Source organism: Winogradskya humida (assembly GCF_016862215.1).
GTDB lineage: Bacteria > Actinomycetota > Actinomycetes > Mycobacteriales > Micromonosporaceae > Actinoplanes > Actinoplanes humidus.
This window is the reverse complement of sequence record NZ_BOMN01000016.1, coordinates 21920-48808: the sequence shown is the minus strand read 5'-3', so window position 1 is coordinate 48808 and position 26889 is coordinate 21920. Positions and strand designations below refer to the sequence as shown.

Sequence of the window (26889 nt, the reverse complement as noted above, 5' to 3'; positions counted from 1 at the left end):
TTGCAGGCCGGGCGGGGTCGTCACGGGCGGGATTCTTGCAGGGTGGGCGAAGGGGCGTCGCGGGATTTGCGGGTGGTCAGGACGTCGGTGACGGCGGCGGTCAGGGCGATGAGGACGAAGGCGAGGGTGACCAGCAGGGCTGTTCGGAGGGCGAGGGACCAGCTGCCGCCGTTGGAGGCCAGGCGGTTGAAGAAGACCGCGCCGACGACGGCGATGCCCAGGGCTGTGCCGATTCGCTGGCCGGTCTGCAGGACGGCGCCTGCGCTGCCGGCGCGACCGACCGGGACCTCGGAGAGGGTGAGGGTCTGGTTGGGGCTGATGACCAGGCCGCTGCCGATGCCTGCGACCAGCAGGGGGAGGGCTGCCGCCCAGCCGGCGTGGTGGCCCGGGACGAAGTGGAGCGCCACGAGGGTGGCGAGCAGGCCGATGGTGACCAGGCTCAGGCCGGTGACCACGAGGTGGTGGCCGTAGCGGTTGACGACGCGGCCGCCGAGGCCCGCTGAGACGGCTGAGCCTACGGCGAACGGGGTCAGGGACAGGCCGGCGAGCAGGGCGGAGTAGTGCAGGCCGCTCTGCAGGTACAGGGTGTAGATGAAGAAGATCGTGGTGAAGCCGGCGAAGTAGAACGCGCCGATGAGGGCGCCCAGCCCGTACGAGCGGACCTTGAACAGGCTCAGGTCGATCACCGGGGTGCCGCCGCGGCGTTCGAAGCGGCGTTCCCAGGCTACGAAGCCGGCGAGGACGACCGCCGAGGCCACGGTGAGCAGCCATTTGGCCGGGCCGTGCCACTCGCGCTCTTCGACGAGGGGCAACAGCAGCAGGAGTACGCCCAGGCCGAGCAGTCCGACGCCGGCGGGGTCGAGGCTGCCGGGGGTGGAGTCGCGGGCGGGGGCGGCGGGGATCCAGCGTCGGCCGAGGATGATGGCGACGACGCCGATGGGAACGTTGATGAAGAAAATCCAGCGCCAGCCCTGGGAGGCGCCGAGAAGCTGGATGAGCAGGCCGCCGAGCAGGGGGCCGACCGCGGAGGAGATGCCGACGGTGGCGCCGAAGAGGCCGAACGGGCGGCCGCGTTCCTCGGGTTCGAAGAGTTGCTGGATGAGGCCGGAGACCTGGGGGCTGACCACGCCGGCTGCCGCGCCCTGGACGAGGCGGGCGATGATCAGCCAGAGGGCGCCGGTGGCGAGGCCGGCGGCGGCGCTGGCCAGGACGAAGACCGCGAGGCCGGCGATGAAGACGTCGCGGCGGCCGCGGGCGTCGCCGTAGCGGCCGGCCGGGACGAGCAGGAGGCCGAATGTCAGCGCGTAGCCGGACAGGACCCACTGCAGGCCGCCGGAGCTGAGGCCGAGGTCGTCGCGGATCGAGGGGAGGGCGACGTTGACGATGCTGACGTCGAGCAGTGTCATGAAGCCGGCCACCAGGGCGACGGTCATCGCCTTCCAACGGTTTGTCACCGCCGGGGAGTGCCCAGGTGGCCTGCTCCAAAACAGTGACTACCGGTACAGCCGGAGGTCGGCGATGCTCCACCAACTGCTGCTGGATCCGGTGCTGGTGACGCGCAGGTAGCGGGAGCGGGTGGTGCCGACGGTCACGGTGGTGAGCTGGCCGGTGCCCGTGCCGGTGGCCAGGGTGCGCCAGTGGATGCCGTCGTTGCTCGCGGTCAGGGTGAACGCGCGGGCGTAGTCGCCGAGGTTGTCGCCGCTGTCGATGGCGATTTTCGCGTACGTGGTGGGCGTACCCAAATCGGCTTGCAGGTATTGGCCGGGCGCCTGCGGAGCCTGGCTGGACCACCGGGTGGCGGCGTCGGCGTCGACCGCGTCCTGCGCGCCGGGTGACGAGGCGGTCGCGGTGGGCTCGGTGGTGACCTGGTGGGGGACGGGGAAGGCGCCGCGGGGCCAGGTGAACGTCGCGAGCGCGCCGCCGGGCAGGGAGTATTCGAACGAGCGGGCACCGACGGCGACGGTGAAACTGCGTGGTGCGTCGTTCTCGTTGTGCACGATCAGGGCCGTGGAACCGTCGGGGTTGCGGAAGGCGACGTCCATCAGCTGGCCGTTCCAGCCGGTGGTGCCGAACGACGTGCTGGCGATGCGTACGGCGCCAGGTTTCACGAACTTCGACAGGTGGCCGATCGTGTAGTACTCGGCGTCGCGGGTGACGGTGCCGTCGGGTTGCAGGGTGAGCAGGCCGGTGCACGTGTCGCAGCCGCCGAGGTGCGGGCCGCCGGTGCTGTCCAGGGCGATGTTCCAGTTCACGACCGATTTTGCCCAGTTGCGCGTGGTGCCGATCGCGAGGGTTCGCGCGTGCCAGGTCAGCGTGCCCCGGAAGATGTCCGCGGGGGTGTCGTCGGGTCCGTGCGAGCCCGAGCATTCGGTGAACCAGATGCCCTTGGCGGGAAAGGCCTGGTGCAGCGCGGTCTGGGCGCTCGGGTCACCCGAATAGCAGTGGTACGCGGTCCCGGCGAGCCACTTGCCCGCCGGCGACGCGAGCAGCCGGTACGGGTAGTCGGTCTCGGGGTCCTCGCCGGCGGGGGTGGTCGCGACGTCGCCGGGGTGCGTGGTCCAGTTGTGGTCGTACCCGAGGATCTTCGTGCGCGGGGACGCCTTGCGCAGCAGCGGGCCGAGCGCGGAGATGACCTTCGCTTCCTGGGGTACGGGCAGCGCGGTGCCCGGGTACCCGCCGTCGTGCCGGTTCTGCGGTTCGTTCTGCACGGTCAGGTAGTCGATCGGTACGCCGGCCCTCGCGTACGCCTGCACGTACTTGACCAGGTACCGCGCGTAGGCGTCGTACACCGCCGGGTCGTCCTTGAGGTGGCCGCCGATGAGGGAACCGCTGGTCTTCATCCAGGCGGGCGGGCTCCACGGCGTACCCATGACGGTCAGTTGGGGGTTGAGCTGGCGCGCGCGACGCAGCAGCGGCAGGATCTGGGCCTCGTCGTGGGCGATGCTGAAGTGCCGCAGGGCGTAATCGGTCTGGCCGGCGGGCACGTCGTCATAGCTGTAGTGCGTGGCGGTGGCGGTGAAGTCCGAGGAGCCGACCGGCTGGCGCAGGAAGCTGACCCCGATGCCCTGCCGCGAGTCGAACAGCGATCGCAGCGCTGCGTCCCGTTTCGCCGGGTCGAGCCGGTAGAGCACGGCGGCGGCGGAATCGGTCAGCGAGGCGCCGAACCCGTCCATGCTCTGGTAGCTCACGCTCGGGTCGATGGTGATCGTCGTCAGGTCACTCGTGCCTTTACCGAACGCGAGCGGTGCACGCTCGTGCAGCTCCTCGGCGCGGTCGGGAGTCGTGACCCAGACCCGCACGTCGGCGCGTGCGGAAGATGGATGGAAACCGGGCAAAGGGCTGAAAGCCAGCACTGCGGCAAGCAGAATCCGCACAACCGCCTCCTGTAACAAATGAAACACGCCAGCGGCGTTTCTATCGACAGGAAACAATGCGGAAACCAAACTGTCAACACTTGCGAAGAGCGGCAGGAGGGCAACCATGAAACAGAGCGATGAAACAAGGCGCGGCGGCACGGTGCGGGACGTCGCCGCCGCCACGGGCGTGTCGATTGCGACGGTCTCCCGGGTGCTCAACGGGCGCGGCAACGTCGCCCAGCACACCCGCGAGGTGGTCGAGCAGGCGCTGGCCGAGCTCGGTGGCACCGGCCCCCGCCCCCGCGGACCTGCCCGCCCGGCGGCCGGGGCGGTGTTCGTGCGCTGTCCGTACGTGCTCACCGACTATTTCGGGCTGATCGTGTCGTCCATCGCCGAGACGCTCGACCTGCACGGGCGCGCGATGCTGCTCAGCGCCGGCGAGGCCGCGCAACGCACCCCGGTGCTCAGCCGGCTGCCCACCCGCGCGGGGGTCGCCGGAGCCGTGCTGATCCTGCCCCCCGAACCCGCCGAGGAGCTGGCCGCGCTGCGCCGGCGCCAGTTCCCGTTCGTGGTCGCCGACCCCCGGGAGCCGCCGCCGCGCGACACCCTCGCCGTCTCCGCCGCGCACGCCGCCGGGGCTCGCAGCCTCACCGCCCATCTCACCGCCCTCGGGCACCGCCGGATCGGGGTGGTGGCCGGGCCCGACGAGTGGATGGCCAGCGACGCCCGCCTCGCCGGACACCACACGGCGCTCGCCGCGGCCGGTGTGCTGCCCGACCCGGCCCTGGTCCGGCACGTCGAGCCGACCGTCGAGCAGGGGCGGCAGGCGGCCGCCGAGCTGCTGGCCCTGGCCGATCCGCCGACTGCGATCGTCGGGTTCAACGACAAGACCGCCGTCGGTGCACTTCAGGCTGCTGCCGAGCGTGCTCTGCGCGTACCCGACGATCTCTCGGTTGCGGGTTTTGACGACATCGACCTCAGCCGGGCCACCAGCCCCATGCTCACCACCGTGCGCCAGCCCCTCGCGGAGCTGGGCCGGATGGCCGTGTCGCTGCTCGACCGCGCGATGCAGCGGCACGACCAGGAGGCCCTGCACGTCGAGCTGGCCACCGAGCTCGTCGTGCGGGGCTCGACGGGTAGGGTGCGGCCGTGACCACGTTCGTGACGGTGGGCGCCGGATGGCGTTCGCAGATGTTCTGGCGGATCGCCGAAGGCCTCGACGGCGTCGACTGCGTGGGCGCCGTCGTGCGCACCCCGCGTGACCTGCCGGTCCCCGCCTTCGGCAGCCTGGCCGAGGTCGACGCCGACTTCGTGGTCAGCGCGGTGTCCTGGGAGGCCAACCCGGGTGTGATCACCGAGGCGGTCGGGCGGGGTCTGCCCGTGCTCGCCGAGACCCCGCCCGCCAAGGACGCCCCCGCGCTGCGGGAGCTCTGGACGGCCGTGGGGGAGTCCGGGCTGGTCCAGGTGGCGGAGCAGTATCTACTGATGCCCGCGCACGCCGCCCGGCAGGCCGCGGTCCGGGCAGGTCTCATCGGTACGCCGTCCCAGGTGCAGGTCTCGTCGACGCACCTCTACCACGCGGTCGCGATGATCCGCGGGCTGCTCGGTGCCGGTCACGGCCCGGTCGCCGTGCGGGCGACGTCGACCACCGCCCCGCTGGTGAACCCGCTGACCCGCGACGGATGGACCGGTGACGCCGACCCGCAGCCGGCCGGGACGATGATCGCCACGCTCGACTTCGGCGGCGGGCTCTCCGGGCTCTACGACTTCACGGACAACCAGTGGCACAACCAGCTGCGCTTCCGGCGGCTCCTGGTCCGCGGCAGCCACGGCGAGCTGCGCGACGACGAGGTCGTACGGCTCACGGCGCCGCGCACGGTCGTGCGTACCCCGCTGGTGCGCCGGCAGACGGGCTACGACCTGGACCTCGACGGGTTCGACACGGACACCATCACGCTCGGCGGCGACGTGCTCTACCGCAACCCCTACCCGGGGCGGCGCTGGAGCGACGAGGAGATCGCCATCGCGACCCTGCTGGACGCGACTGCGGCCTGGGTTCGCGGCGAGGGCCCGCCGCCGTACCCCCTGGCAGAGGGCGCCCAGGATCACCTGATCGCGCTCGCCATGCAGGAGTCCGCCGAGACCGACCGGACCGTCACGACGACGGCCGAGAGCTGGGGCTCATAAATCGGGCGTTCCCGCCGATGTGACGTACATGACGTCCCAGCGGGTGCGCGCGTGCTTTGTCGCGTGGATCGTGGCACTTTGCGTCGTTTATTACGCGTGGCCCGCTTCCCACGTCTACTCGTGGGGTGCGATCGGCTTCTCCAGCGCCGCGGCGGTCGTGGCCGGCGCCATGAGGAACCGGCCCGCCCGGCGGCTTCCCTGGTATCTGATCGCGCTGGCGCTGGCGGTCTTCGTCTCCGGCGACACGGTGTACTACGTCAAGACCGCACTCGGCATCGTGCCGCCGTTCCCGGACTGGTCCGACGTGCTGTACCTGCTGGTCTACCCGCTGCTCGCGGTCGGGCTGGTGCTGTTCATCCGCACCCGGGCCGGTGACCGCAACCGGGCCGCGCTGCTCGACGCGCTGGTGCCCACGGTCAGCCTCGGGCTGCTCTCCTGGGTGTACCTGATCGCGCCGTACACCCGCGACACCGACCTGAGCGTGCTCGAGAAGGCCGTGTCGGTCGCCTATCCGCTCGGCGACGTGCTGGCCCTCGCCATCCTCATGCGCCTGCTCGCCACCCCCGGGCGCAAACCCGTCGCCCTGCAACTGCTGTCGGTCAGCATCCTCGGCGTCCTCGTCTCGGACATCATCTACGGCCTCGCCCGCCTCGACAGCGACTGGGCGGTCGGCGGCCCGATCGACCTCGGCTGGGTCGTGTTCTACGCCGCGGCAGGGCTCGCCGCCCTGCACCCCTCGATGGTCACGCTCACCGAGGACGCCCGGCACATCGCCACGACCATGCCCACCGGTGGCCGCCGGCTCGCGTCCCTGACCGCCGCGTCCCTGATCGCCCCGGCGGTGCTGCTCGCCGAGCACCTCACCGGCGGCGTCGTCGACGCCCCGGTCATCGCCGCCGGCTCCGCGCTGATGTTCCTGCTGGTCATGGCACGGGTCGGCGGGCTGCTCACCGACCGGATCGCGCTGGCCTCCGAGATCAGCCGTCGCGACGGCGAGGCCTACTTCCGGACCCTGATCCAGAGCGCGTCCGACGTCATCCTGATCGTCGGGGACGACGACCGCGTCCGGTACGCGAGCCCGTCCGCAGCCGCCCTGCTCGGCCACCCCGACCTCACCGGCTCGTCGCTCGACGAGTTCATCGCCGATACCCACCGCCCGGCGCTGAGCGACGCGCTGACCCTCGCGCGCGCCGGGCGTACGGACACCGACGGTCTCGACCTCACCGCGATCACCGCCGACCGCCGCCCGCTGCAGGTCGAGTGCGGCATCCGTGACCTGCGCGCCGACCACACCGTGGCGGGCCTCGTCCTCACGATCCGCGACGTCACCGACCGCCGCCGCCTCGAGAACGACCTCGCCCACCAGGCCTTCCACGACGGGCTCACGGGGCTGGCCAACCGGGTGCTGTTCCGCAACAGGCTCGACCACGCGTACGCCGTGGCCGCCCTGGGCGGCCACGACCTCGGCGTGCTCTTCGTCGACCTGGACGACTTCAAGGAGGTCAACGACACCCTTGGGCACGCGATCGGCGACCAGCTCCTGATCGCCGTCGGTCAGCGCATCACCCAGGCCATCGGCGTGCACAACACCGCCGCGCGCATGGGCGGCGACGAGTTCGCCGCCCTGATCGCCTCCGCCGACGGTGACGCCGTCGCCGACCGCATCGTGGCCGCGCTGGCCGTCCCGGTCGAGCTCAGCGACGGCCTCGGCGGCACCCACATCGTCAGCGGTGCGGCCAGCGTCGGCGTCGCCACCAGCCAGGACGCGAAGAGCCCCACCGAACTGCTGCGCCACGCGGACCTCGCGCTCTACCTCGCCAAGGGCGCCGGCAAAGGCACCTGGCAGCGGTACCGCAACGACCTGCACTCCGCGATGGTGGAACGGCTCGCGCTGCGGACCGCGCTGCACGAGGCCGTCGACGCGGAACAGTTCGTGCTGCAATACCAGCCGATCGTCGATGTGCGTACGCAGATCGTCGTCGGCGTCGAATCCCTGGTGCGGTGGCAGCATCCCGATCGGGGGCTGCTCTCGCCGTACCACTTCATCGAACTGGCCGAGGAGAACGGCGCGATCGTCGGCATCGGCGAATGGGTGCTGCGCGAATCGTTGCGCCAATTCGCCCAGTGGCGTTCCGCGGGTTCCACGCTGCGCTACATCAGCGTCAACGTCTCCGCCCGGCAGTTCCGCCAGCCCGGCTTCGTCGACCGGGTACGCGCCGCACTCGACGAGTTCGGGGCGCGCCCCGAATGGCTGCTGCTGGAGATCACCGAGAGCCTGGTGCTGCGCGACGCCGAGCAGGTGTGGGCGGATCTGGAGACGTTGCGCGCGGTGGGCGTACGCATAGCGATCGACGATTTCGGCACCGGGTATTCGTCCCTGAGTTACCTGCGGCAGATGCCGGTCGACGTCCTGAAGATCGACAAGTCGTTCATCGACGACATCCTCGCCAGCAAACAGCAACGCGCCCTCGTCAACGCGATCGTCACGCTGGCCCGCAATCTGAACCTCACCGTCGTCGCGGAGGGCATCGAGCACGCCGACCAGCGCGCCATGCTCGCCAGAATGGGCTGCCCCTACGGCCAGGGCTACCTGTTCTCCCGCCCGGTCTGGCCGGACGACGTGCCCGCGCTCACAGCGTCGATCGTGGCCGGCGTGGCGGGGTAAGTTCGGCTCATGGCTACCTACAACGTGATCTGGAACGACGAGCGCGGCACCCAGGCCCTCGAAGCGGACGACGTCATCCTCGAGGACGGCATCTACGAATTCTGGCGCGAGAACGAGGTCTTCCTCCGCGTCCCCACCACCGACATCAAGGAGCTCACCCCGATCGCTCAGGTGTGACGAGCCCCTTGCGGTAAACGGTCGCACTGCGCCGCACGACCATGCCGGCCCGCTGATACAACCCCAGCGCTGAATGCGTCCACAACGTGCAGGAACGGATGTCCTTCTCCTGGAGATCGCGGAACGCCCGTCGCAGCAACAGCCGGGCGATTCCGCGACTCCGGTAAGCCTGATCCACCGCCACCCGCTCGACATACCCGTCCGCGAGCGTCAGCACAGCCCCGACAATCCGCTCCCCGTCGAACGCCACGGGCGAGAATTCCGGCGCGAAATCACTGCGACCCACGGTCTGCTGTTCCCATTCCGCGAACTCCAGCCTGCGCCCCTGCAACTTCTGAAAAGCATCCTCCACCATGTCGTACGCCGCCCGCGCATCACTCTCGCGATAGGCCCGCACGGTGATCCCGCTCATCTCGCCGGCCTCAGGCTCGTCGTCCAGCACCTTCTCCAGCATCCACGACGTCACCATCGCCTCGAACCCGTGCGCAACCATCAACGCCCCGGCAGCCACATCCTCGTCCCGCACGGTCTGCGCCACCTGCTCCGACCCGGCCTTCACGGCCCGCCCCTCGATCCAGCTGAGCAACTCCCCACCGAGCCCCCGCCCCCGATGCGCCGGATGAACATCAGCCTCCGACCGCCGATCCACCCACGCCCGCGCCACGATCACGCCGTCCTCGTCCTCGACAACCCGCGTATCCAGCGCCAGCTGCAACCCCGGCCGCCGCAGATCCGCGGCGATCCGCTCCGCATCCGGCCCGTCCGGATCACACAGGGCCACAAGGTCCCGGATCGCCGGCACATCGCCCGTCGTCGCAGACCGCCATCGATAAGAAGCCATGCGCGCGATTTTAGGGGACCTTGCCGCTCGTCCGCGGGTGGCACTATCGGCAGGTGACAACGTCTGCCCCGCCCCGCATCGCCGTGACCAGCACCGCCACCGGCCTGTTCCTGATGAGCTTCTTCACCCTGCTCTGGGCTTCGAACACCTTCACCGGCTGGCCGGCCGCGATCGCCGGGACCATCATGACGTTGGCGGTTGCCGCGGTCGGGTGCTTCATCTTCCAGGGCGTGCGGCTCCTGCGCGCCCGCAAGCAGTTCCGGGCCGAGCTCTCCGCGGACGACGCCAAGATCCGCAGCAGATCGGGCCAGGCATTCGGCATCATCTTCGGCGCGGAAGGCCTGGCCATCTGGCTGGTCGTCCTCATCCTCAACGCAACGAACAACAGCGACTACGTCGTCCCCGCCATCGCCCTCATCGTCGGCTTGCACTTCTACCCGATGGCCCGCGTCTTCCGCCGCACCATCGACCTCTACCTCGCCACGTGGACCTGCCTGGTCGCGGTCGCGGGCATCGTGGCGATCGCCCTGGGTGCATCCGCGAACGGGACCGCATCGGCGGTCGGCCTCGGCGCAGCAACCGCGACGACGGCCTACGGCATCTACATGTTCCGCGGCGCCACCGACCTCCTCAACCGGGTGGGTCGGCAGTAACAGGGATAGTCGGAGGGTCCTCTATCTCGGGCCGGCGGGCGTTCTCATAGCCCAGCCTCGGGGAGGGTTGCGCCGCGCGGGGCGAGAACTCGCCGCTGACACCGAGATCCGCACGTGCGGCTCGGTGAAATCCGTTGATTGCCGTGAAATAGTCGTCAAATGCCTTGGCCCAGCCATCCCGGTCGGTGTCGTCCAGAAGTCCGCGTGCGAACCACTCGATCCTCCAAATCGCACGATTGAGTTCCTGCCCCGCGGCCACGACGTTGCTCCCGCCGATCAGATTGACGGTTTCGAAGGAGGAGCTTCGCGCCATGTTCGCCTCCGCGAGTGGCTCCAAGCCTGCTTCGCGCTGCAACGGTGGCGCGTGGTCGTCGAGCTGAACCGATGCGGCGATTCGCTCGGCTATGTCACGCATCCGCTTCACACAACTCACGTACTGGCCGTAGGCCTGCAATTTCCGTTCTCGCCACTCGCGTCCGAGGGCCCATTGCTCCCTGCGCTGTTCTGCCATAAATGTGAAGAAGTACGACAGGGCGGCCCCTACGATGACTCCGGTGAGCGCGAGGATCGGGGTCAGCGAGTTCACCCACGAGGACTAACCGTGTCGTGGCGCTTCGGGCAAGAGCATGTCGTTGATCCGTCATCAGACACGCCGTGAAGGAGAGGGATGTACAGCCGACGTGACCTGGTTCAGGCCTACCTGGGTGCGCAGAATTGGGGATATGGCGGCTACTACACGGAGTCGCCAACCTTCAACGCCGCCCTGGAAGAGTATTACGTGCAGCTGCTCGACGGTCTGCAGAAGCTGTTCGGCCTGCAGTTCGACATGGTGGGCTCCCCGAATCCCGCGCTGATGATGCTGTTCCGGTCGACCGCTGAATCGCTGCTCGCTCTGCGTACGCCATGGTCAGGGTTCCTGGAATCAGGGCTCCTCGTTCGCAAACTTGAGGAGGCGGGGGAGCACGGGGTCCGGGTCACCGAGGCCGGCGAGAAGATCGATGCTCTGATTGCTGAGGCCCGCGAGGCCCATCTGACGCCGAGCCGAGCCCGTTCAATCACGCCCTCTGGGAATAGCGATGTGATGTACGAGTCGCTTTAGGGGGTGCCACGCGTGGGCAACCCCGTGGTCATGACGTGGGAATCTGGGAGTGACGGTCCGCTATTCATCCTGGCGATGGATCACCGGGATTCGTTCGGGAAGACGCTGTTCGGGGTGGCGGGCGATGAGCCTGATCCCGATCAGCTGGCGGGGATCAAGCAGGCCAAGCGGCTCATCTTCGAGGGGCTCGAGGTCGCTGCGGCGCAGTTGCCCACCGGCCGGGCGGGGGTGCTGGTCGATGAGCAGTACGGCCAGGACGTGATCGACAAGATTCCACGGGATGAGGACGGCGTCGTGCTGGCGGTGCCGATCGAGGCGAGTGGGCAGGAATGGTTCACGTTCCAGTGGGCTTCGCAGTGGCTGGAGCACATCGACCAGATTCGGCCGGATTTTGCGAAGGTGCTGGTGCGGGACAATCCCGACTTTCCCGTCGGTGCGCGGGAGCAGCAGTTCGATCTGCTCGCTGATGTGACGGAGAAGCTGGGCGATCTGGGCGTACCGATGCTGTATGAGTTGCTGGTGCCCGCGACCGAGGCGCAGTTGCACAGCGTGGGCGGGGATGCGTACCGATATGATCGGGATCTTAGGCCTGAGCTGGTGGAGCGGGTGATTGCCGATAACCAGCGGCACGGGGTGGCGCCGGCGATCTGGAAGGTCGAGGGGCTGGAGACCGTGGAGGCCGCGCGGTTGATCGCCGGGCAGGTCAAAGCGGGGGATTCGCACGCGGATCTGATCGTTCTGGGCCGGGACGCGCCGCAGGAACGGCTTTACCACTGGCTCGAGGTCGCGAGTGAGGTGCCGGAGTTCGTGGGGTTCGCGATCGGGCGGAGCATCTGGGAGGACGCCATTCGCGAGCACAACGAGAACCACGACGACGAGGCCGCGCGGAAGGCGATCGCCCAGCGGTATCTGGATTGCGTGGCCCGCTGGAAGGCCTGAGAGGATCAAGGGCGTGGAAAACCTCGACAACCCGGTCTGGGCGGCACTCTCCGGGCCGCAGAAGAACCTTTCCCAGAGGTACGCGAGAAGCGCGCGCTTCGACCCCGCGATCAGCGCGTTTGCCGCGCTGGAAGACCCGTCCGACCCGCTCGCCTGGGCGGATCTGCGGTCCCTGCTGGACGAGGGCGAAACGGTGATTCTGGCCGCGCCGGGACTGGTCGTACCGGACGGATTCGGGGCGGAAGGTCTCACTCCGGGGCTGCAGCTCGTCGGTGCCGGCTACCACGGCGCGCCCGCCGCGGAGGCCGAGGTGCTGACCGGTGCCGACGCTCCCGAGGTGATGGATCTCGTCGCCCGCACCCGGCCGGGGCCGTTCCGGGAGCGGACGATCGAGCTCGGCACGTACCTGGGGATCCGGCGTGGCGGGAAGCTCGTGGCGATGGCCGGGCAGCGGATGCGCCTGCCCGGTTACACCGAGATCAGCGCCGTCTGCACGGACCCGGAGTTCCGCGGCGCGGGCCTCGCCACCAGGCTGATCGCCGCGGTCACCGACGAGATCCGCGGCCGCGGGGACATCCCGTTCCTGCACGCCGCGAACACCAACACCACGGCGATCCGGCTGTACGAGAACCTGGGATTCACCGTGCGTACCGAGGTCAATTTTGTCGCGGTGACCCGCTGATCTCAGCGTAGGCCGTTGCGACGGGCGACCAGGATCGCGAGGTCCCGGTCGCCGGCGACGACCCCGTCGGCGCCGAGGTCGATCACGTGCTGCAGGGCCTGTTCGTCGTCGGCACCCCACGGGATGACCTTGAGGTGGTCGCGGCGTTGCAGAACGCTCACCGATGGGCGGGCGAGGTCGTGGACCCGCCAATTCGCGGAGACCGTGGTCGCACCGGTGGCTTTCACCAGCGTGCCGAGGTCGCGGAAGCGGCAGCACTGCGTGACCACGGCGGTTGTCGGGATCCCGGGGAGCTTGCGCCAGTCGTACGATCGGATGCTGACGCGCCCGGCGAGACCGGACCGGTTGATCTCCCTGATCAGCGCGCGATGGTCCGCTGCGCCCGGACCGAGTTCGACGGCGACGCGCAGGTCGGTGCGGCCGCTCGCCCGCACTGCCGAGAAGACCGCTGTGCTGTCCGTCACCAGGGTGGAGACGTCCGGATCGGCGATTGCCTCCGCTCCGGCCGCCTGCAGATCAAAAGGCGACGGGTACGCCCTGGGCAGCGCAAACCCCGCTCCCGCCAGCACCGTACGCAGCCGGTCCGGGTAGTCCGTGATCAGCCCGTCGACACCGAGCCGGATCAGGTCCGCCATCACCGCCGGGTCGTCGACCGTCCACGGCACGACCTTGATGCCCGCCCGGTGTGCACCGCTGACCATCGCCGCCGTGACATACGGGTCGTACCCGCCGTCCGCTCGCGCCCACCCGTAGACGGGGGAGAGCGCGTCCGCGCCGAACGACCGGATCGCGGCGATCGGGTCGCCGCCGAAGTCGTCGATGTCGAGCCCGCCCAGCCACGGCGACGCACCCGGCAGGCCGGTCTGCAGGAAGTCCCGGTTGGTCAGCGCGACCAGCGGCAGCCGCGGCTCGACCTCGCCCATCCGCATGAGCGCACCCCAGTCGAAGCTCTGCACGGTGACCTGCCGGAGCAGCCCGGCCCTGCGCACCTCGGCGGCGACGACCCGCACGAACTGCTCGCGCGGTGCGGTCTCCTGAGGAGCACCCGCCTCGACCTTCGTTTCGACGTTCAGCTTCACGCCGCGGGCGTCGTACGTGTGGACCAGGTCGAACACCTCGGACAGCAGCGGCATGCGCGCCCCCGGCACCGGCACCTGAGTGGGGAAACCGGCGAGCTGCGTGCCGCCGCAGTCCATCGTGCGGACCTCGGCGAGCGTCAGGTCCTTGATGAACCGCCCGGCGAACGCGGGACCGCATTTCTTCGCGTCCACCTTGCGGTCGTGCGTGACGACCGCCGCACCGTCCTTGGTGATCTGGACGTCCAGTTCGAGGGTGCTCACCCCGAGGCGCAGGGCGTTGCCGAACGATGCCAGGGTGTTCTCGGGGCGCAGGGCGATACCCCCGCGGTGGGCCTGCAGGTCGAAGCTCTTCCGCGCTGCGACCGCGCCTTCCGGTACGGTCTTCCGCGCTGCGACCGCGCCTTCCGGTACGCCGAGAGCGGCGAGGACGACGGCCGGCGCGACCACCGCGGCGATGATGCGTGTCGATGCCATACCCGGAACCGTGCCGGGTGAAGGCTGACAACGCGTTAACGCGACCTGAAGTTAGCTCCTGTTGCGACTTCTCAGGACGCGGACCCGGTGCTCTTCTTGCGGCGCAGGCCCAGGAAGAAGCCGAGGCCGGCGATGATGGCGGCCAGGATCAGCCAGATCCACCACGTCGAGGTGCCACCGTCGTCATCGGTGCTCGCGACCGGGTCGGTCACCGCGGCCGGGGCGATGCTGGGTGCGGCGCTCGGTGCTGCGCTCGCGCTGGGCTCCGCGGCGGGGGCGCTGCTCACGGTGGCTGCCGGCTTCGGGCCCGGCTTGAGGGTGACCAGGGGAGCGGGGCTGTCCGGCTCGTCCTCGCCCTCCTGCTGGATCTCGATCCACCGGGCGACCTCGCCGTCGCCGTACGTTTCCAGGGTCTTGAACGACAGCCGGGTCTCGCCGTCGGGCAGCTTGGCGATCTTGACCTTCCACTCGGCGTCGGTGCCGGCCTTCAGCGCCTTGCCGCCGACCGTGAACCCGTCGGCGTTCGCCGTGAACGTCCAGCCGGCCGGTGCCTTGACCAGCGTGACGTCGGCCGGGGCGATCCCCGCGGGCAGCACCACCCGCTCGCTCTTGATGCCGGCGGACGGGTTCTCCGCCTCCCCGGAGAACGTCAGCGTGACGTCGGTCGCGCCGGCCGTGTCCTTGTCGGCGGTGACCTCCACGTGCGCGGCGGCGGGGGCGGCCAGGGCGAGCACCCCCAGACCCGCGAGGACGGCGACAGCGGACAACCGGGACCTGTTACGCACGCGAACCACCTTCGGCAGACGAACAATCGAGCCAACAGTCGTTCACCGTGCCGCGAAAGTTCCCGGCGCGCTCAGCTTTTTTGTCAGACCCCTTCGTTAGGGTCGTTCCCGTGACCTCGCGACCCTTGCTGGCAGTCGACACCCCGAGCCTGTACTTCCGGGCGTTCCACGGCATCCCCGAGTCCGCCGGGCGCACCGACGCCGGTGAGCCCGTCAACGCGATCCGCGGTTTCATGGACATGCTGGCCCAGCTGATCCGCACCCGCCGCCCCGATCGCGTCGTCTGCGCCCTCGACGCCGACTGGCGCCCGGCCTGGCGGGTCGCGCTCGTCCCGTCCTACAAGAAGCACCGCGTCGCCCACGGCGCCGTCGAGGAGGTGCCCGCCGCCCTCGAGAAACAGGTCCCGATCCTCCTGCAGGTCCTCGAAGCGGTCGGCATCCCCGCGTTCGGCGTCAAGGGCTACGAGGCCGACGACGTTCTCGGCACCCTCGCGGCCACCCAGCCCGCCCCGGTCGAGGTGGTCTCCGGCGACCGCGACCTCTACCAGCTCGTCGACGACACCCGCGGCACCCGCCTGCTCTACTGCGGTCGCGGCGTCGCCAAACTCGAAGACAGCGACAACGCCGCGGTCGAGGCCAAATATGGCGTTCCGCCCCGCTGGTACGCGGACTTCGCCGCCATGCGCGGCGACCCGAGCGACGGCCTCCCCGGCGTCGCGGGCGTCGGCGAGAAGACGGCCGCCCGCCTCATCGCCCGCTACGGCGGCATCGACGACATCGTCGCAGCCCTCGACGACCCGGACTCAGGCTTCGCCCCCGGCGTCCGCGTCAAGCTCCTCGCCGCCAAGGAATACCTGGCCGCCGCCCTCCCGGTCTGCAAGGTCGCCCTCGACGTCCCCCTGCCCGACTTCGACGCCACCCTCCCCACCGCCCCGGAGAACGAGGACGCCCTGCTCGCCCTGGCCGCCCGCTGGAACCTCGCCAGCTCCGCCAAACGCCTCGTCGACGCCATGGCCGGCTGACCGCCGGGTGCCCGCCGGTTCCCGCCTGACGTCTGGTTGACGTGCGAGGGCCGGCTGACCCCGGGTGGCTTGCGGTTCCGCATAACGCCTGGTTGACGCGCGTTGGGCGGCTGCGGGTGCCTCGCGCGTCAGATCCCGGCGTTGATGCGCGCCTGGTTGTCGGTTGTCAGCCGATGTCGGTGAGGGCGGCGACCACGGCGTCGAGGATCTGGGCGGGGCCGGCCTGGGGTGCCGTGATGACGCGGTAGTGCGGGGGCAGGTCGAGCTGGGCTGGCGGCGGGTCGTCGAGGACGGCGACGGTGCGGTTGGCGATGCTGGCGGCGGCGAAGCTGGTGAGCAGGCGGGAAGCGGACCCGTCGTGGTCGAAGACGCCGATGAAGCCCACCAGGTGCGGTTTGTGCTGGTGGAGGGCCTCGCGGAGGGCGGTCGCCGCGGCGGGGGTCTCGGTGATGACGACGGGTGGGCCGTCGGGAGCCACTTCGGCGAGGGCGCTGATCAGGTCGCCGTCGTCGGCGAGGGCCTTCACGAGTTCGGTGACGTCGAGGGTGAAGATGGTGTCGTCGTCCTCGGCGGCGGCCAGGCGGATGACGAGGCGGACGTCGTCGGCCTCCTCGCCGTAGTGGCGGGCGAGCTCCTCGCCGAAGCCCATGATGTCGAGGCGGTCGCGGATCTGGGCCGCGGTGGCACGGTAGATCGCGCGCTCCGGGGAGGTCCCGGCCGGGACGAGGTCGGCGGGGGCGAAGACGAAGCTGGCGTACGGGTCGACGACGCTGCGGTAGGACCTGAGTTCGCGGTCGCCGGCGTACAGGTGGGCGTACGGATAAAGATCCACCGGGGAAGCCTGCCACACACGGCGGCAGACCTCCCCACTCGCGGGTTCTATCCGGGCCAGACCATGTCGATCTGCCGTTCGAAAACGACGTAGCCGGCACGGTCAAAAGCCCTGGCCATGGGTACGTTGCCCACGTCGGTCGCCGCCCGCGCCCGCGGCATGCCCGCAGCGGCGAGGATCCGCGTCCCCTCGGCGAGTATGTCGTCGATCAGGCCCTTCCCGCGCAGCTCCGGCACCACCGCGAGGTACGCGATGATCGGGTTGTAACCGTTGTGCGCGGGAATCACGAACCCAGCGGCCTCGCCGTCATGCTCAGCGACGCGCCACCACTCGTGCGGGCTGGAGTAACGCTCCAACTCATCCCTGTACTGCTCACGCGCGGACTGCTCAGCGGTCATCCGGGTGAGCTCGTCCCGCCCGTGCGCGTCGAGCGTGCCGGTCAGGACCCGGGTCATGAGCCCGATCAGCTCCTCGGCGTCGCGCGGCTGCCGGAAGGTGAGCCGGCCGCTGGGCTCGGCGATGGGTGTGCCGGGTTCCCAGTGCAGCCGCAGCCGCTCCACGAAGATCTTCGCCCCGGTGCGTTCCAGGACGGCGAACCGCTCCTGGTTGCCGGGATCTTTACGCCAGTCCGGGCTGAGGAACCGGGTGTACTCCGGCTTGGTGGCCAGCGGATCCAGCGCTTCGCGGAGCAGCGCCTCCCCGGCCCGGGCATCCGTGAAGTCGAAGATGTCGAGAACCTGGGGCGCGGCCCCGCCCGGCCGGGACCACAGCCCCACCCTGGCAACGAGCTCGCCGTCGTCGAGGGCCACCCACAGCCAGCCGGGGTGGCGTCGTCCCGCCGTCAGATCGCCGGCGACTTCCTTGTTGAGCACGTACGGAAAATGGTTGAACAGGTCGATCTCGTCCGGCCCGGTGATCGGGCGCAGATGCAGCGTCAAGGCGTTGTTCTCCTAGGGAGACAAGCGCCCGCGGATCCGGATCAGGCGAACCTGACCCGGGAGGACGCGAGCGCGGCGGTCATGCGGTTCATCGCTCGTCCCTCCTTTCGGTTGTCGGTATGGACCGTAGATCTACCGCCCTGGCGGCACCGCCCGCAACCGGTTTACCGTTACAGGACTTTGCCCGGGTTGAGGATGCCGTTCGGGTCGAAGAGGGATTTCAGGCCGCGCTGGAGGGTGAGGTTGGCGGGGTCGAGTTCGCGGGTGAGCCATTCGCGTTTCAGGGTGCCGATGCCGTGTTCGCCGGTGATGGTGCCGCCCAGCTTCAACGCCAGGGCGAAGATCTCGTCCGCGGCCGAGGCTGCGGCGGCAGGGCGGGACGGGTCGTCGACGATGATGGGGTGGAGGTTGCCGTCGGCGGCGTGGGCGAGGGTGCAGATCGGGATCTGCCAGCGGGCGGCGATGTCGGCGATGGCGGTGATCGCTTCGGGGAGGCGGGAGCGGGGGACCGCGATGTCCTCGATCAGCGGCCGGCCGAGTTGTTCGATCGCGGGCAGGGCGGAGCGGCGGGCGTGCAGGAGTGCGTCGCCGTCCGAGCTGACCTCGAGGGACACCGCCGTGGGGCGTAAAGCGGACAAAACGCCATCCACCCCCGACGAGACCTGGACGATGAGAAGCGCCGAGCCGCGAGCGGCCAGAGACGTGCCCAGGTAGGCGTCGACCGCGGAGAGTGCGGCCGCGTCGAGGAGCTCCGCGATCACCGGCTGGCCCGGGACTCCGGCGAGGGCCGTGCAGGCCGCCGCCGCGTCCGTGAAGGATGCCGCGATCGTGGTCAGCCCGGCCGGGATGGGGCGCAAGCGCACGGTGGCCGCCACCACGACGCCGAGCGTCCCCTCGGAGCCGACGAAGAGGCCGGTCAGGTCGTAGCCCGCCACGCCCTTGAACGTGCGCGTGCCCGTCTCGATGCGGGTGCCGTCGGCCAGGATGACCGACAGGCCGAGGACCGAGTCCCTGGTCACGCCGTACTTGGCGCAGCGCAGGCCGCCCGCGTTCGTGGCGATGTTGCCGCCGATCGTGGAGATCTCGTGGCTGGCCGGGTCGGGGGCGTAGCGCAGGCCTGCGGTGGCGGCTGCGCGGTCGAGGTCGGCGGTGATCACCCCCGGTTCGACGACGGCCGTGGCGTCGGCGGCGGACAGCGACACGATGCGGTTCATGCCGGAGAGATCGAGGACGACCGTGCCCGTGCCGGCCGTGGACGCGCCGGTCAGGCTGGTGCCGGCTCCTCGCGGGACTATGGGCGTACCCGTCGAAGTTGCCCACCGCAGAGCTTTCGCGACGTCCGCGGCATCTCGCGGCAGGAGGACGGCTTCCGGCCGTCCCTCGACCAAAGATCCCGATCTGTCGGTACGCCGTGAGTCCAGCACCGCGTCCTCCGTGCTGAACGGAACGCCCCCGAACTCAGTCACCGCAGCGCCCGCCGCGCGAGTTCCTGGCGCACGATCGGCAGCACGTACCGCGCGTAGTCGATGGCGTCGTTCAACGGGTCGTACCCGCGGATCGACAACAGCTCGCAGCCGATGTCCACGTAGTCGAGCAGCGCCGCCGCGACGGTCTCCGGCGAGCCGACCAGCGCCGTGGAGCTGCCCGCCGCGTTGGTGGCCGTGACCAGGGGCGTCCACAGTGCGCGGTCGTGGAGTTCACCCTTCGCGGCGACGTCGAGCAGCCGCTGCGAGCCGACGTTGGCCGGGCGCGCCCCATCCCCGGTCAGGGCTGCACCGGTAGAGGCTGCGGCCGCCTGGACCTTGCCGAGCGTGGCGTACGCCTTCTCCCAGGCCAGTTCGTCGGTGGCCGCGACGATCGGGCGGAACGACACCCAGATGCGCGGGCGTGGGCGGCCGGCGGCGTCGGCGTACTTGTTGACGGCTTCGATCTGCTGTTTCGTCTCCGCGAGGGGCTCGCCCCAGAGGCCGAAGATGTCGCCCTGCTGCCCGCCGACCCGGTACGCGTCCTCGCTGGACCCGCCGACCGACACCGGGATCGTCTCCTGGTACGGCCGGACGGCGGACTGGAACCCCTCGAATGTGTAGTACGGGCCGGTGTGGCTGAACGGCGTCTCCGAGGACCAGGCCCGGCGCAGGATCTGGATGTATTCGTCGCTGCGCTCGTACCGCTCGCCCTTGCTCAGGTAGTCGCCCTCGCGCCGCTGTTCCTCGTCGCTGCCGCCGGAGATGATGTGGATCGCGAGGCGCCCCTTCGAGATCTGGTCGAGGGTCGCGAACGTGCGGGCCGCGTGGGTGGGGAACGTGACGCCGGGGCGGTGGGCCAGCATCGGCTTGATGCGCTCGGTGTGGTTGACGACGAAGTGTGCCAGGTGCGCGGCATCCACCGACGACGAGTGATACGCGACCAGCGTGTAGTCGAACCCGCCGTCGTCGAGCGCGTGGGCGTACCTACGGGCGTAGCCGGCGTCGAAGGCCGCTCCCATGCCCAGGGCGGGGGAGGGTGAGATCGCGCTGATGAATTCAACGGGCATTACTGCCGCCTGTCTCGATCGGGCGGTGCGGGTCGCTGCTCCAGGCGGACCAGGAGCCGGGGTAGAGCGCGGCGTCGATCCCGGTGACGGCGAGGGCGGCGATCTCGTGGGCGGCGGTGACGCCGGACCCGCAGTACACGCCGACCGTCTTGCCGCCCAGGTCCTGGAACCGGGCCTGCAGCTCGTCATCGGGCCGGAAGAACGGGACGCCGCCGGTCAGGTTCGCGCCGGTGGGGGCGCTGACGGCACCCGGGATGTGGCCCGCCCGGGGGTCGATCGGCTCGACCTCGCCGCGGTAGCGCTCGGGTGCCCGGGCGTCGAGCAGCACGCCCGTGGTGGCCAGCGCGGCGGCCTCGTCGGCGGTGAGCGTGGGCAGGTGCCCGCCGGTCAGCGTGATGTCGCTCGCGGGTTGCGGGTGCGCCGCCCCGGTCGCCTGGTCGTAGCCGGCCTCCGCCCACGCGGCGAGCCCGCCGTCGAGGATCCGCACGTTGCCGAGACCGGCCCAGCGCAGCAGCCACCACGCCCGCGACGCCGCGAGGCCGCCGCTGTTGTCGTAGACGACCGCGCCGCGTTTGCGGGTCAGTCCCCAGCCGCGGGCGGATTTCTGCAGGTCGTCCGGCGAGGGCAGCGGGTGCCGGCCCTCGCCGTGGTGCCCGGCCAGCTCGGTGTCGAGGTTCACGTAGACGGCGCCGGGAAGGTGGCCGTCGCGGTAGTGCTGTTCGCCGTCGGGGTCGCCGAGCGCCCAGCGGACGTCGAGCAGGACGGGTGGCTCCGGCTCGGCCAGCCTGCGGTGCAGGTCGGCGGCGGTGACCAGGACGTCGTCGCGGCTCATGACGCTTCCCTGGCGATCGCGGGGAGGTCTGCGCCGAGGCGGAGGCGTTCGAGGAACAGGATCACGTGCGCGGCGACCGTACGGTGGGTGACGTCGTTGAGGATGTCGTGCCGGCCGCCCTCGATGACGAACAGCGACCCCCCGGCGTACCGATCGCGTACCCCGTCGAGGGGGCTGATCTTGTCGTCGCCGCCGTGCAGCCCCAGGGCCGGAACGGTGACCGCGCCTACTGTGTCTATCAACTCAGTAGGAATTTGGGCCGAAAAAACAGCGCCGGGCGTGGCGCCACCGCGGCCCAGGACACCCTGATGGTTCGGGCACGCCGTGCGCGCCTCGACCTCGTCGTCGAAACCGGTCAGATCGATCGCCGGACGCACCCCCGCGCGGGGGATCCCGGCGGTGATCACGCCGTCCAGCCCCGGCGCGCCACGGGCGGCCAGCGCGAGCGCGAACAGGGCGCCCGTGTCGGAGCCCGCCACCACATGCGGGCCGGGCAGAGCATCGTCGACCAGCAGCTTCTCCGCCGCGGCGAAGCTGGCGGGAAGGTCGGTGGTGACGTCGGGCAGCACCCGGACCTTGTAGCCGTCGGCGGCGATACGGCGGCCGAACCGCGCGTACACATCGACGTTCTCGCCGCGGCCCGCCGCGACGATCACGGTGCCCCGCGGGTTGATACCCTCGGGCTCGTTCCACTGCTCAGTCATGATCGCAAACCTCGCTGTCGGATTGGGAGAAAGTCTCGCCGATCACGGCAGCGCGCGTCCAACAACGTTTGGCGATCACCAATAAACACTATTACTTATCAATCGCTTGCTACGGTCCGGCCATGGCACCTGTACTGGACATCGTCGCACTTCGCAGCCTGATCGGCGTCGCCGACTGCGGCGGCTTCCACCGCGCCGCCGAGGTCCTGCGCATCAGCCAGCCCGCGGTCAGTCAGCACGTCCGCCGCCTCGAGAAGGCCGTCGGCCGCCCCCTGGTCACCAAACAGGGCCGCCGCACCTCCTTCACCCCCGACGGCCAGGCCCTCATCGCCGAGGCCCGCCGCATCCTCACCGCCCACGACGACGCCCTGCGCCGCCTCGCCGGCCCGTCCCAGGCCACGTTCACCGTCGGCACCACCGAACACGCCGCCGACCTGATCCTGCCCATCGTCACCGCCGCGCTCACGGCCACCCACCCCGGCAGCGCGGTCCGCTTCCGCATCGACCGCACCGCCCGCCTCGACGAAGCCGTCGCCCGCGGCACCCTCGACCTGGCCGTCACGATGGCCGAGGTCTCGTCCGCCCCCGCGGCCCCGGTCGGAGCTCTGGGCCTCTCCTGGTACGCCGCCCCCGGCTGGACCGCCCCACCCGCCGGCGAACCCTGGCCGGTCGTCGCCATCGAGGACCCCTGCCTCCTGCGCCGCCGCGCCCTCGACGCCCTCACCGGCCGCGGCCTCAACCCGTTCGTCGTCTGCGACACGGGCTACGCGGCAGGCGTCACGGATGCCGTCCGCGCGGGCCTCGGGGTGGCCCTGCTCGCCGACACCGGCACGGCCCCTGCAGGTCTCGCCCCCCGCCCGGACCTCCCGGCGGTCGCCCCGGCCGCCCTCGGCCTCAACACCCGCCACGGCACCGACCCCACCCTCTCCGAAACGGTGGCCGCCGCCCTGCGCGCAACACTGGCCTGATGGCCTTCCTCGACACCGCCACCCGCCTGATCGCTGTCCGATCCACCGCGGACCAGCCCTCGCAGCTCCTTGAGGCCCTCGACCTGGTCCTTGCCGAGGTCGGCCCCGGCTTCACCGTCGAACGCTTCCAATCCCACGGCAAACCCAGCGCCCTCGTGTACGCGGGACCGTCGCGCCCGCATTTCCACGTCGTCCTCAACGCCCACCTCGACGTCGTCCCCGGCACGGACCCGCAGTTCTCACCCACCGTGCTCGACGGCCGCCTGTACGGACGCGGCACCCACGACATGAAACTCGCCGCCCTCGTCATGGCCCAGGTCTTCACTTCCGTGGCACGCGACCTGCCGTACCCCTTGGGCCTGCAGCTGGTCACCGACGAAGAGGTCGGCGGCCACGACGGCACAGCCCACCAGATCGCCGCCGGCGTCACCGCGGACTTCGTCGTGATCGGCGAGCAGAGCGCCCTACGCATCGTGACAGACTCCAAAGGCATCCTCCAGGTACGCGTCCACGCCACCGGAGTCGCCGCGCACGCCGCGTACCCCTGGCTGGGAGAAAACGCCCTCCTGACCCTGACCGCCGCCCTCGACCGCATCCTGACCCACTACCCCGTGCCATCCGCGGAGTCCTGGACGACAACGGTCAACGTCGCCCGCATCGAGACCTCAAATCAAGCAACCAACCAGGTCCCCTCCGACGCCACGGCCTGGCTCGACATCCGCTTCCCACCCGACGACGCATCCATCAACGGCCGGACACCCGATGACGTCGCGTCCTACCTGTCCACCCTGGCCGGCCTCCCGGTCACGGTCGACAGCTTCGGCCCACCCCACCACGCCTCCCAGTCCTCACCATTCGTGTCAGCACTCCGGGAAGCTGCGGTGTCAGTCGGCTACACCGGCGACTTCCTCCGCAAACACGGCGCCGCCGACGGCCGCTTCTACTACGCAGCAGGAACGGACGCGGTCATCTTCGGCCCCGGCGGCGACGGCCAGCACGGCCCCGCCGAATACGCCGACCTTGCAACGATCGAGCCGTATCGCCAAGCCCTCACCACCTTCCTGCAAACACTGTGACCTGCCCCGGTTCGTCATGGATCAGATCCAGGATCGCCCCCGTGCGGGAGAAGGTGTCCACCTCCGGCAGATGGCTGAGCAGGGTGTTCCACTCATCGGACTGCTCGTCGTGAGCCGCGGCACGCATCATGGCTCCCATCGCAGCGACACCGCGGTAGACGTCGGGATCGGCAAGATCGGGAATGGTCTCCAGCAGCGCAGGAAAGCGGCATACGGCAATCGCCAAGGCCCAGGCGGGTGGATCGCCCAGCCGCCCCGATGCCGTAAGGACCAGGCGGGCAAGGTCGCTGACATCCTCGACGGCCGTCGCCGCGTCCGCGTGTCGTAGGACGCGGACTGCCAGTTTGAACACCTCCTCGACGTGCGCCAGAGGCGTGGTCTTCTGCAGGGTCCGGGGCATCCAGGTGACGGGCCGACCGGCCGCGGCAGCCACCATCCAGTTGCGCATGGCAACGACCCAGTCGTCGGATGGTGAGGCAAAACCCTCCAGGGCGCCGATACCCACCCCCAGACGCTCGGCTGTCCGGGTGTGACCCGCCAACTCGGCGTGTGCCAGGTGGCTGGAGACCAATGCTCCGGGAGGCTCGTCGAAGATGATCAAGCCACGGACATGGTCGCGGCGGAGGCTGGCCAGCATTGCCTGCCACCCGCCGACGTCGAGTCCGGCGTTCCACAGCGAGACGGTCCGTTCCCAGTCGTCCGGGATCAGCCAGGTGCCGGGCGGCCGGAAGGCGAGCGTCAGCAGGACGAGGTTGGCGGAGTAGGCGGCGAGTTCCTGGAGATGGTCGAGCGGCGTGGGACGGTACCCGGGAAACCGGGTGGCGGCCGGTCTCGCCCGGAAGCGCTGGAGGCAGAATCCGAGGACGGCGTTGATGCCGTCCTGTTCCCGGGGGTCGAGCACTGCGAACAACTCGTCGGCGAAGCGAAGGACTGGTTTGCTGGTCGCGATCGGCTGGTGGGACAGCAGCGCTAACAGGCGATCGTCCTCGGGGTCACGGCTGCCGCGGTGGCTGCCGTACGCACGGTCGGCGATGTCGCGGAGCTCCTCCACGATGCTGCGGGCTACGAGGTATTCGCCGAACGTCGCGTGGAGGAACTCGTAGGTTCGCACGCTGCGGCGGACCTCCAGCGCCTCCGCGGTGTGGATGAAGAAGAACTCGGCGAGTAACCGTTGGCCGGCTTCGTCCGGTCGGCTGGCTTCCGGGCCGTGCAGGGCTTCGAGGTCGGCGCCCAGTTCGAGCTCGGTGACGTGCTGACGGCCGCGGTTGAACATCGCCAGGGCGGCGATGCCCAGGCGCTTGATGGTCTTCTCCGCGGCGGTGCTCAGCTCGGCGGGGGTCGCGCCCTGCTTGTCGGCCTCGCGTAGGGCGTACGTGTGGAAGAGGTTTTCGTAGAGGGTGGCTGTCGAGACCTCTTCGGAGAGCTCGGGCGTTGCCGGGTCTGCTGCGTAGAGGGCGAGCATCAGCAGGAGCAGCGGCTGGCGGGCCAGATGGGGCTGGCGGAGCGCGACCTCGGGGGTGAGCTCGCGGACCTGTCCGGCACGGATCGCGCTCAAGTTGCAGTCGCGCCAGCGGGAGAGCCAGTCGGTGGTGCGCCTCTCGTCGAAGTCGTCGAGCTTGATCACCGGTGTCTGCGGCGGGATCTCGACGCGGTCCACGACTACCGTGCGGGACGTGACCATGACCGCTACCGGGCGGTCCTGGGCGGCTTCGATCTGCTGGAACTGGGCGATCTCGCGGAGGTAGGCGGTGCGGTCGATCGCGGATGCCTGCAGCAGTTCGTCGAGGCCGTCGAGGAGGACGACCCGCAGGGTTCCCGCGGTGCGGTCGGCGAGGTCGGACCAGTCGACGCGCTTGTGGGTGGCGAGGTCGAGGCCTTCCTGGATCTGGTCGAGGATCGGGGCCTGCGCGCTGACGGCTCGCAATGGCACGCGGACCACCGTGTACTCGGCCGGGGGAAGCTGGGCCGCGAGGATCTTGGTCAGCATCGACTTGCCGGTGCCCGGGTGCCCCAGCAGGAGCAGTGGGAGGCGGGTGGCTTCGGTGGAGAGCATGTGGGCGAAGAGCATGAGGTTGAGATCCTCGGCCGTGGGCGTCTCGTCCCACCAGTGTTCGTCGCCGACGCGTGCCTGCGGGTTGTGCGTGGTGACGCGGTAGGCGGGTGGTACGAACAGCTCGGTGACGGTCGGGAAGGTGATGCCGAGGCTGTCGCCGGAGGCCGTCGGGAGGACCACCGGCTCGTGGACGCGAGCGGTGTTGGCGCGGTGGACGGAGAGCCCGAGATCCGACGCCGGCCGGGTCGTGGCGGTCAGTTCCTGGAGGGCGGTCAGTTCCTGGAGGAGGGCATCGATGGTTGCCCGGGTGGCGGCATGCTCTCGCAGCTCCGACCAGACGCGGAACTCGGTGACCGTCGCGCTCAGGTCGACGTAGTGGGTCGTGTAGCGCTCGCGGGCGCGGGCGGCGACCGCGTACGTGTCGAAGGCATGAAAGCCGGCCAGCCCGTCGAGGAAGGTGTACGCGCGTCTGGCGAGCTCGGACTGCCACAGGTGCACAGCGCGGAGGTTCTCCTCGAACCCTCGGCAGCCCGATGGTGCCGGCACCTCGCTGCGGTACAGAGCCTCGAGGAGATGGCCCTGTGCCTGCTCGCGACCGGTGAGCAGGGTTTGCCGGTCCTCGCTGGTCAGGGCGGTGCCGCCGGTCGCCTCCTCCAGCGCTTCGAAGAAGGCGGCGGCCACGATCGTGGTGTGCGCGGCGGCGACGAGGTGGCGGCGTTCCATGCCGGACGTCGCGCCGATGCCGGGGGACAACCGGGTGACGACCTTGCGCAGCAGGCCTGTAGCTTCGTTCTTCTGATCGACCCACCCCCACAGCGCACCGAGAGCGGCGGCGGGCCCGCCCAGGGTGGCGAGGCCCGCGGCGAGGATGGCGCCGCCCAGGATGTCGTTGAGTTTGTCCACGCCGGGCGTGCCCGCGTGGCCGAGGATGCGCAGGGCGCCGTGGAAGGTCAGGGACGGTTCGCGTCGCACCCGGGCGAGCGTAGCGGGATCG

General features: G+C 70.2%; 24 protein-coding genes. 11 read left to right on the top strand and 13 right to left on the bottom strand.

Annotated features, from left to right (window positions below; genetic code table 11):
- Positions 1–20 precede the first annotated feature (20 nt).
- Together Ahu01nite_RS06620 and Ahu01nite_RS06615 are read right to left on the bottom strand one after the other, a co-directional pair.
- Positions 21–1454: an MFS transporter gene (locus Ahu01nite_RS06620; protein ID WP_203835513.1), complete on the bottom strand. Its 1434-nt coding sequence runs from the start codon at positions 1452–1454 to the stop codon at positions 21–23.
- 39 nt (positions 1455–1493) lie between these two features.
- The gene (locus Ahu01nite_RS06615; protein WP_239158668.1) at positions 1494–3374 is read right to left on the bottom strand and encodes a glycoside hydrolase family 30 beta sandwich domain-containing protein; all 1881 of its coding nucleotides are present in this window, start codon (positions 3372–3374) and stop codon (positions 1494–1496) included.
- Positions 3375–3480: 106 nt separating this feature from the next.
- Between Ahu01nite_RS06615 and Ahu01nite_RS06610 the strand changes: the two genes are divergently transcribed.
- From Ahu01nite_RS06610 to Ahu01nite_RS06595, 4 genes are read left to right on the top strand one after another with little or no spacing between them, the layout of a single operon-like run.
- Positions 3481–4509, top strand: a complete 1029-nt coding sequence (locus Ahu01nite_RS06610; RefSeq protein WP_203835512.1) for a LacI family DNA-binding transcriptional regulator — start codon at positions 3481–3483, stop codon at positions 4507–4509.
- Positions 4506–5543 (top strand): Gfo/Idh/MocA family oxidoreductase, encoded by a 1038-nt coding sequence (locus tag Ahu01nite_RS06605; protein WP_203835511.1) that lies wholly within the window; start codon positions 4506–4508, stop codon positions 5541–5543. The genes Ahu01nite_RS06610 and Ahu01nite_RS06605 overlap by 4 nt, the downstream gene beginning before the upstream one ends.
- Positions 5544–5571: 28 nt before the next feature.
- Positions 5572–8208 carry a putative bifunctional diguanylate cyclase/phosphodiesterase gene (locus Ahu01nite_RS06600; RefSeq protein ID WP_203835510.1) on the top strand — a complete coding sequence of 879 codons (2637 nt, stop codon included), beginning with the start codon at positions 5572–5574 and terminating at the stop codon, positions 8206–8208.
- A 9-nt stretch (positions 8209–8217) separates the two neighbouring features.
- Entirely contained in the window at positions 8218–8385 is a 168-nt protein-coding gene (locus Ahu01nite_RS06595) for a hypothetical protein (RefSeq protein ID WP_203835509.1), read from the top strand.
- On the opposite strand, the gene Ahu01nite_RS06590 is transcribed toward Ahu01nite_RS06595, so the two are convergent.
- Complete coding sequence (locus Ahu01nite_RS06590) at positions 8363–9226, bottom strand: GNAT family N-acetyltransferase (RefSeq protein ID WP_203835508.1); 864 nt, start codon at positions 9224–9226, stop codon at positions 8363–8365. The two genes, Ahu01nite_RS06595 and Ahu01nite_RS06590, sit on opposite strands and share 23 nt — an antisense overlap.
- 53 nt (positions 9227–9279) lie before the next feature.
- On the opposite strand from Ahu01nite_RS06590, the gene Ahu01nite_RS06585 reads away from it, so the two are divergent.
- On the top strand, positions 9280–9879 hold the full coding sequence (locus Ahu01nite_RS06585; protein ID WP_239158667.1) for a hypothetical protein: 600 nt from the start codon (positions 9280–9282) through the stop codon (positions 9877–9879).
- On the opposite strand, the gene Ahu01nite_RS06580 is transcribed toward Ahu01nite_RS06585, so the two are convergent.
- On the bottom strand, positions 9857–10465 hold the full coding sequence (locus Ahu01nite_RS06580; protein WP_203835506.1) for a hypothetical protein: 609 nt from the start codon (positions 10463–10465) through the stop codon (positions 9857–9859). The two genes, Ahu01nite_RS06585 and Ahu01nite_RS06580, sit on opposite strands and share 23 nt — an antisense overlap.
- 81 nt (positions 10466–10546) lie before the next feature.
- Here Ahu01nite_RS06580 and Ahu01nite_RS06575 point away from each other — a divergent pair, with 81 nt between their 5' ends.
- From Ahu01nite_RS06575 to Ahu01nite_RS06565, 3 genes are read left to right on the top strand one after another with little or no spacing between them, the layout of a single operon-like run.
- On the top strand, positions 10547–10978 hold the full coding sequence (locus Ahu01nite_RS06575; protein WP_203835505.1) for a hypothetical protein: 432 nt from the start codon (positions 10547–10549) through the stop codon (positions 10976–10978).
- Positions 10979–10990: 12 nt separating this feature from the next.
- The gene (locus Ahu01nite_RS06570; protein ID WP_203835504.1) at positions 10991–11917 is read left to right on the top strand and encodes a 2-deoxy-5-keto-D-gluconate 6-phosphate aldolase domain-containing protein; all 927 of its coding nucleotides are present in this window, start codon (positions 10991–10993) and stop codon (positions 11915–11917) included.
- Between the two features lie 13 nt (positions 11918–11930).
- Positions 11931–12599: a GNAT family N-acetyltransferase gene (locus Ahu01nite_RS06565; RefSeq protein ID WP_203835503.1), complete on the top strand. Its 669-nt coding sequence runs from the start codon at positions 11931–11933 to the stop codon at positions 12597–12599.
- 2 nt (positions 12600–12601) lie between these two features.
- Here Ahu01nite_RS06565 and Ahu01nite_RS06560 read toward each other — a convergent pair whose 3' ends face one another.
- Positions 12602–14152: a glycerophosphodiester phosphodiesterase family protein gene (locus Ahu01nite_RS06560; protein WP_203835502.1), complete on the bottom strand. Its 1551-nt coding sequence runs from the start codon at positions 14150–14152 to the stop codon at positions 12602–12604.
- 71 nt (positions 14153–14223) lie between these two features.
- A complete protein-coding gene (locus Ahu01nite_RS06555) occupies positions 14224–14937 on the bottom strand; it encodes a DUF1775 domain-containing protein (protein WP_239158666.1) in 714 nt (237 codons plus the stop codon).
- A gap of 110 nt (positions 14938–15047) precedes the next feature.
- On the opposite strand from Ahu01nite_RS06555, the gene Ahu01nite_RS06550 reads away from it, so the two are divergent.
- Positions 15048–15959, top strand: a complete 912-nt coding sequence (locus tag Ahu01nite_RS06550; RefSeq protein ID WP_239158665.1) for a 5'-3' exonuclease — start codon at positions 15048–15050, stop codon at positions 15957–15959.
- A gap of 166 nt (positions 15960–16125) precedes the next feature.
- On the opposite strand, the gene Ahu01nite_RS06545 is transcribed toward Ahu01nite_RS06550, so the two are convergent.
- The 6 genes from Ahu01nite_RS06545 to Ahu01nite_RS06520 all read right to left on the bottom strand — a co-directional run bounded on the left by Ahu01nite_RS06545 (position 16126) and on the right by Ahu01nite_RS06520 (position 21798).
- Entirely contained in the window at positions 16126–16791 is a 666-nt protein-coding gene (locus Ahu01nite_RS06545; RefSeq protein ID WP_203835501.1) for a hypothetical protein, read from the bottom strand.
- A gap of 47 nt (positions 16792–16838) precedes the next feature.
- Positions 16839–17729, bottom strand: a complete 891-nt coding sequence (locus Ahu01nite_RS06540; RefSeq protein ID WP_203835500.1) for a GNAT family N-acetyltransferase — start codon at positions 17727–17729, stop codon at positions 16839–16841.
- Between the two features lie 170 nt (positions 17730–17899).
- Positions 17900–19195, bottom strand: coding sequence for an FAD-binding oxidoreductase (locus tag Ahu01nite_RS06535; protein ID WP_203835499.1), 1296 nt, complete (start codon positions 19193–19195; stop codon positions 17900–17902).
- Positions 19192–20262: an LLM class flavin-dependent oxidoreductase gene (locus tag Ahu01nite_RS06530; protein WP_203835498.1), complete on the bottom strand. Its 1071-nt coding sequence runs from the start codon at positions 20260–20262 to the stop codon at positions 19192–19194. Before Ahu01nite_RS06530 ends, Ahu01nite_RS06535 begins: the two co-directional genes overlap by 4 nt.
- Complete coding sequence (locus tag Ahu01nite_RS06525) at positions 20252–21094, bottom strand: sulfurtransferase (RefSeq protein ID WP_203835497.1); 843 nt, start codon at positions 21092–21094, stop codon at positions 20252–20254. Before Ahu01nite_RS06525 ends, Ahu01nite_RS06530 begins: the two co-directional genes overlap by 11 nt.
- A complete protein-coding gene (locus Ahu01nite_RS06520; protein ID WP_203835496.1) occupies positions 21091–21798 on the bottom strand; it encodes an alpha/beta hydrolase in 708 nt (235 codons plus the stop codon). The genes Ahu01nite_RS06525 and Ahu01nite_RS06520 overlap by 4 nt, the downstream gene beginning before the upstream one ends.
- A 122-nt stretch (positions 21799–21920) precedes the next feature.
- Here Ahu01nite_RS06520 and Ahu01nite_RS06515 point away from each other — a divergent pair, with 122 nt between their 5' ends.
- Together Ahu01nite_RS06515 and Ahu01nite_RS06510 are read left to right on the top strand one after the other, a co-directional pair.
- Positions 21921–22766 (top strand): LysR family transcriptional regulator, encoded by an 846-nt coding sequence (locus Ahu01nite_RS06515; RefSeq protein ID WP_203835495.1) that lies wholly within the window; start codon positions 21921–21923, stop codon positions 22764–22766.
- The gene (locus Ahu01nite_RS06510; protein WP_203835494.1) at positions 22766–23842 is read left to right on the top strand and encodes a M20 family metallopeptidase; all 1077 of its coding nucleotides are present in this window, start codon (positions 22766–22768) and stop codon (positions 23840–23842) included. The genes Ahu01nite_RS06515 and Ahu01nite_RS06510 overlap by 1 nt, the downstream gene beginning before the upstream one ends.
- Here Ahu01nite_RS06510 and Ahu01nite_RS06505 read toward each other — a convergent pair.
- Positions 23817–26867 (bottom strand): NACHT domain-containing protein, encoded by a 3051-nt coding sequence (locus Ahu01nite_RS06505; protein ID WP_203835493.1) that lies wholly within the window; start codon positions 26865–26867, stop codon positions 23817–23819. The two genes, Ahu01nite_RS06510 and Ahu01nite_RS06505, sit on opposite strands and share 26 nt — an antisense overlap.
- Positions 26868–26889: the final 22 nt, after the last annotated feature.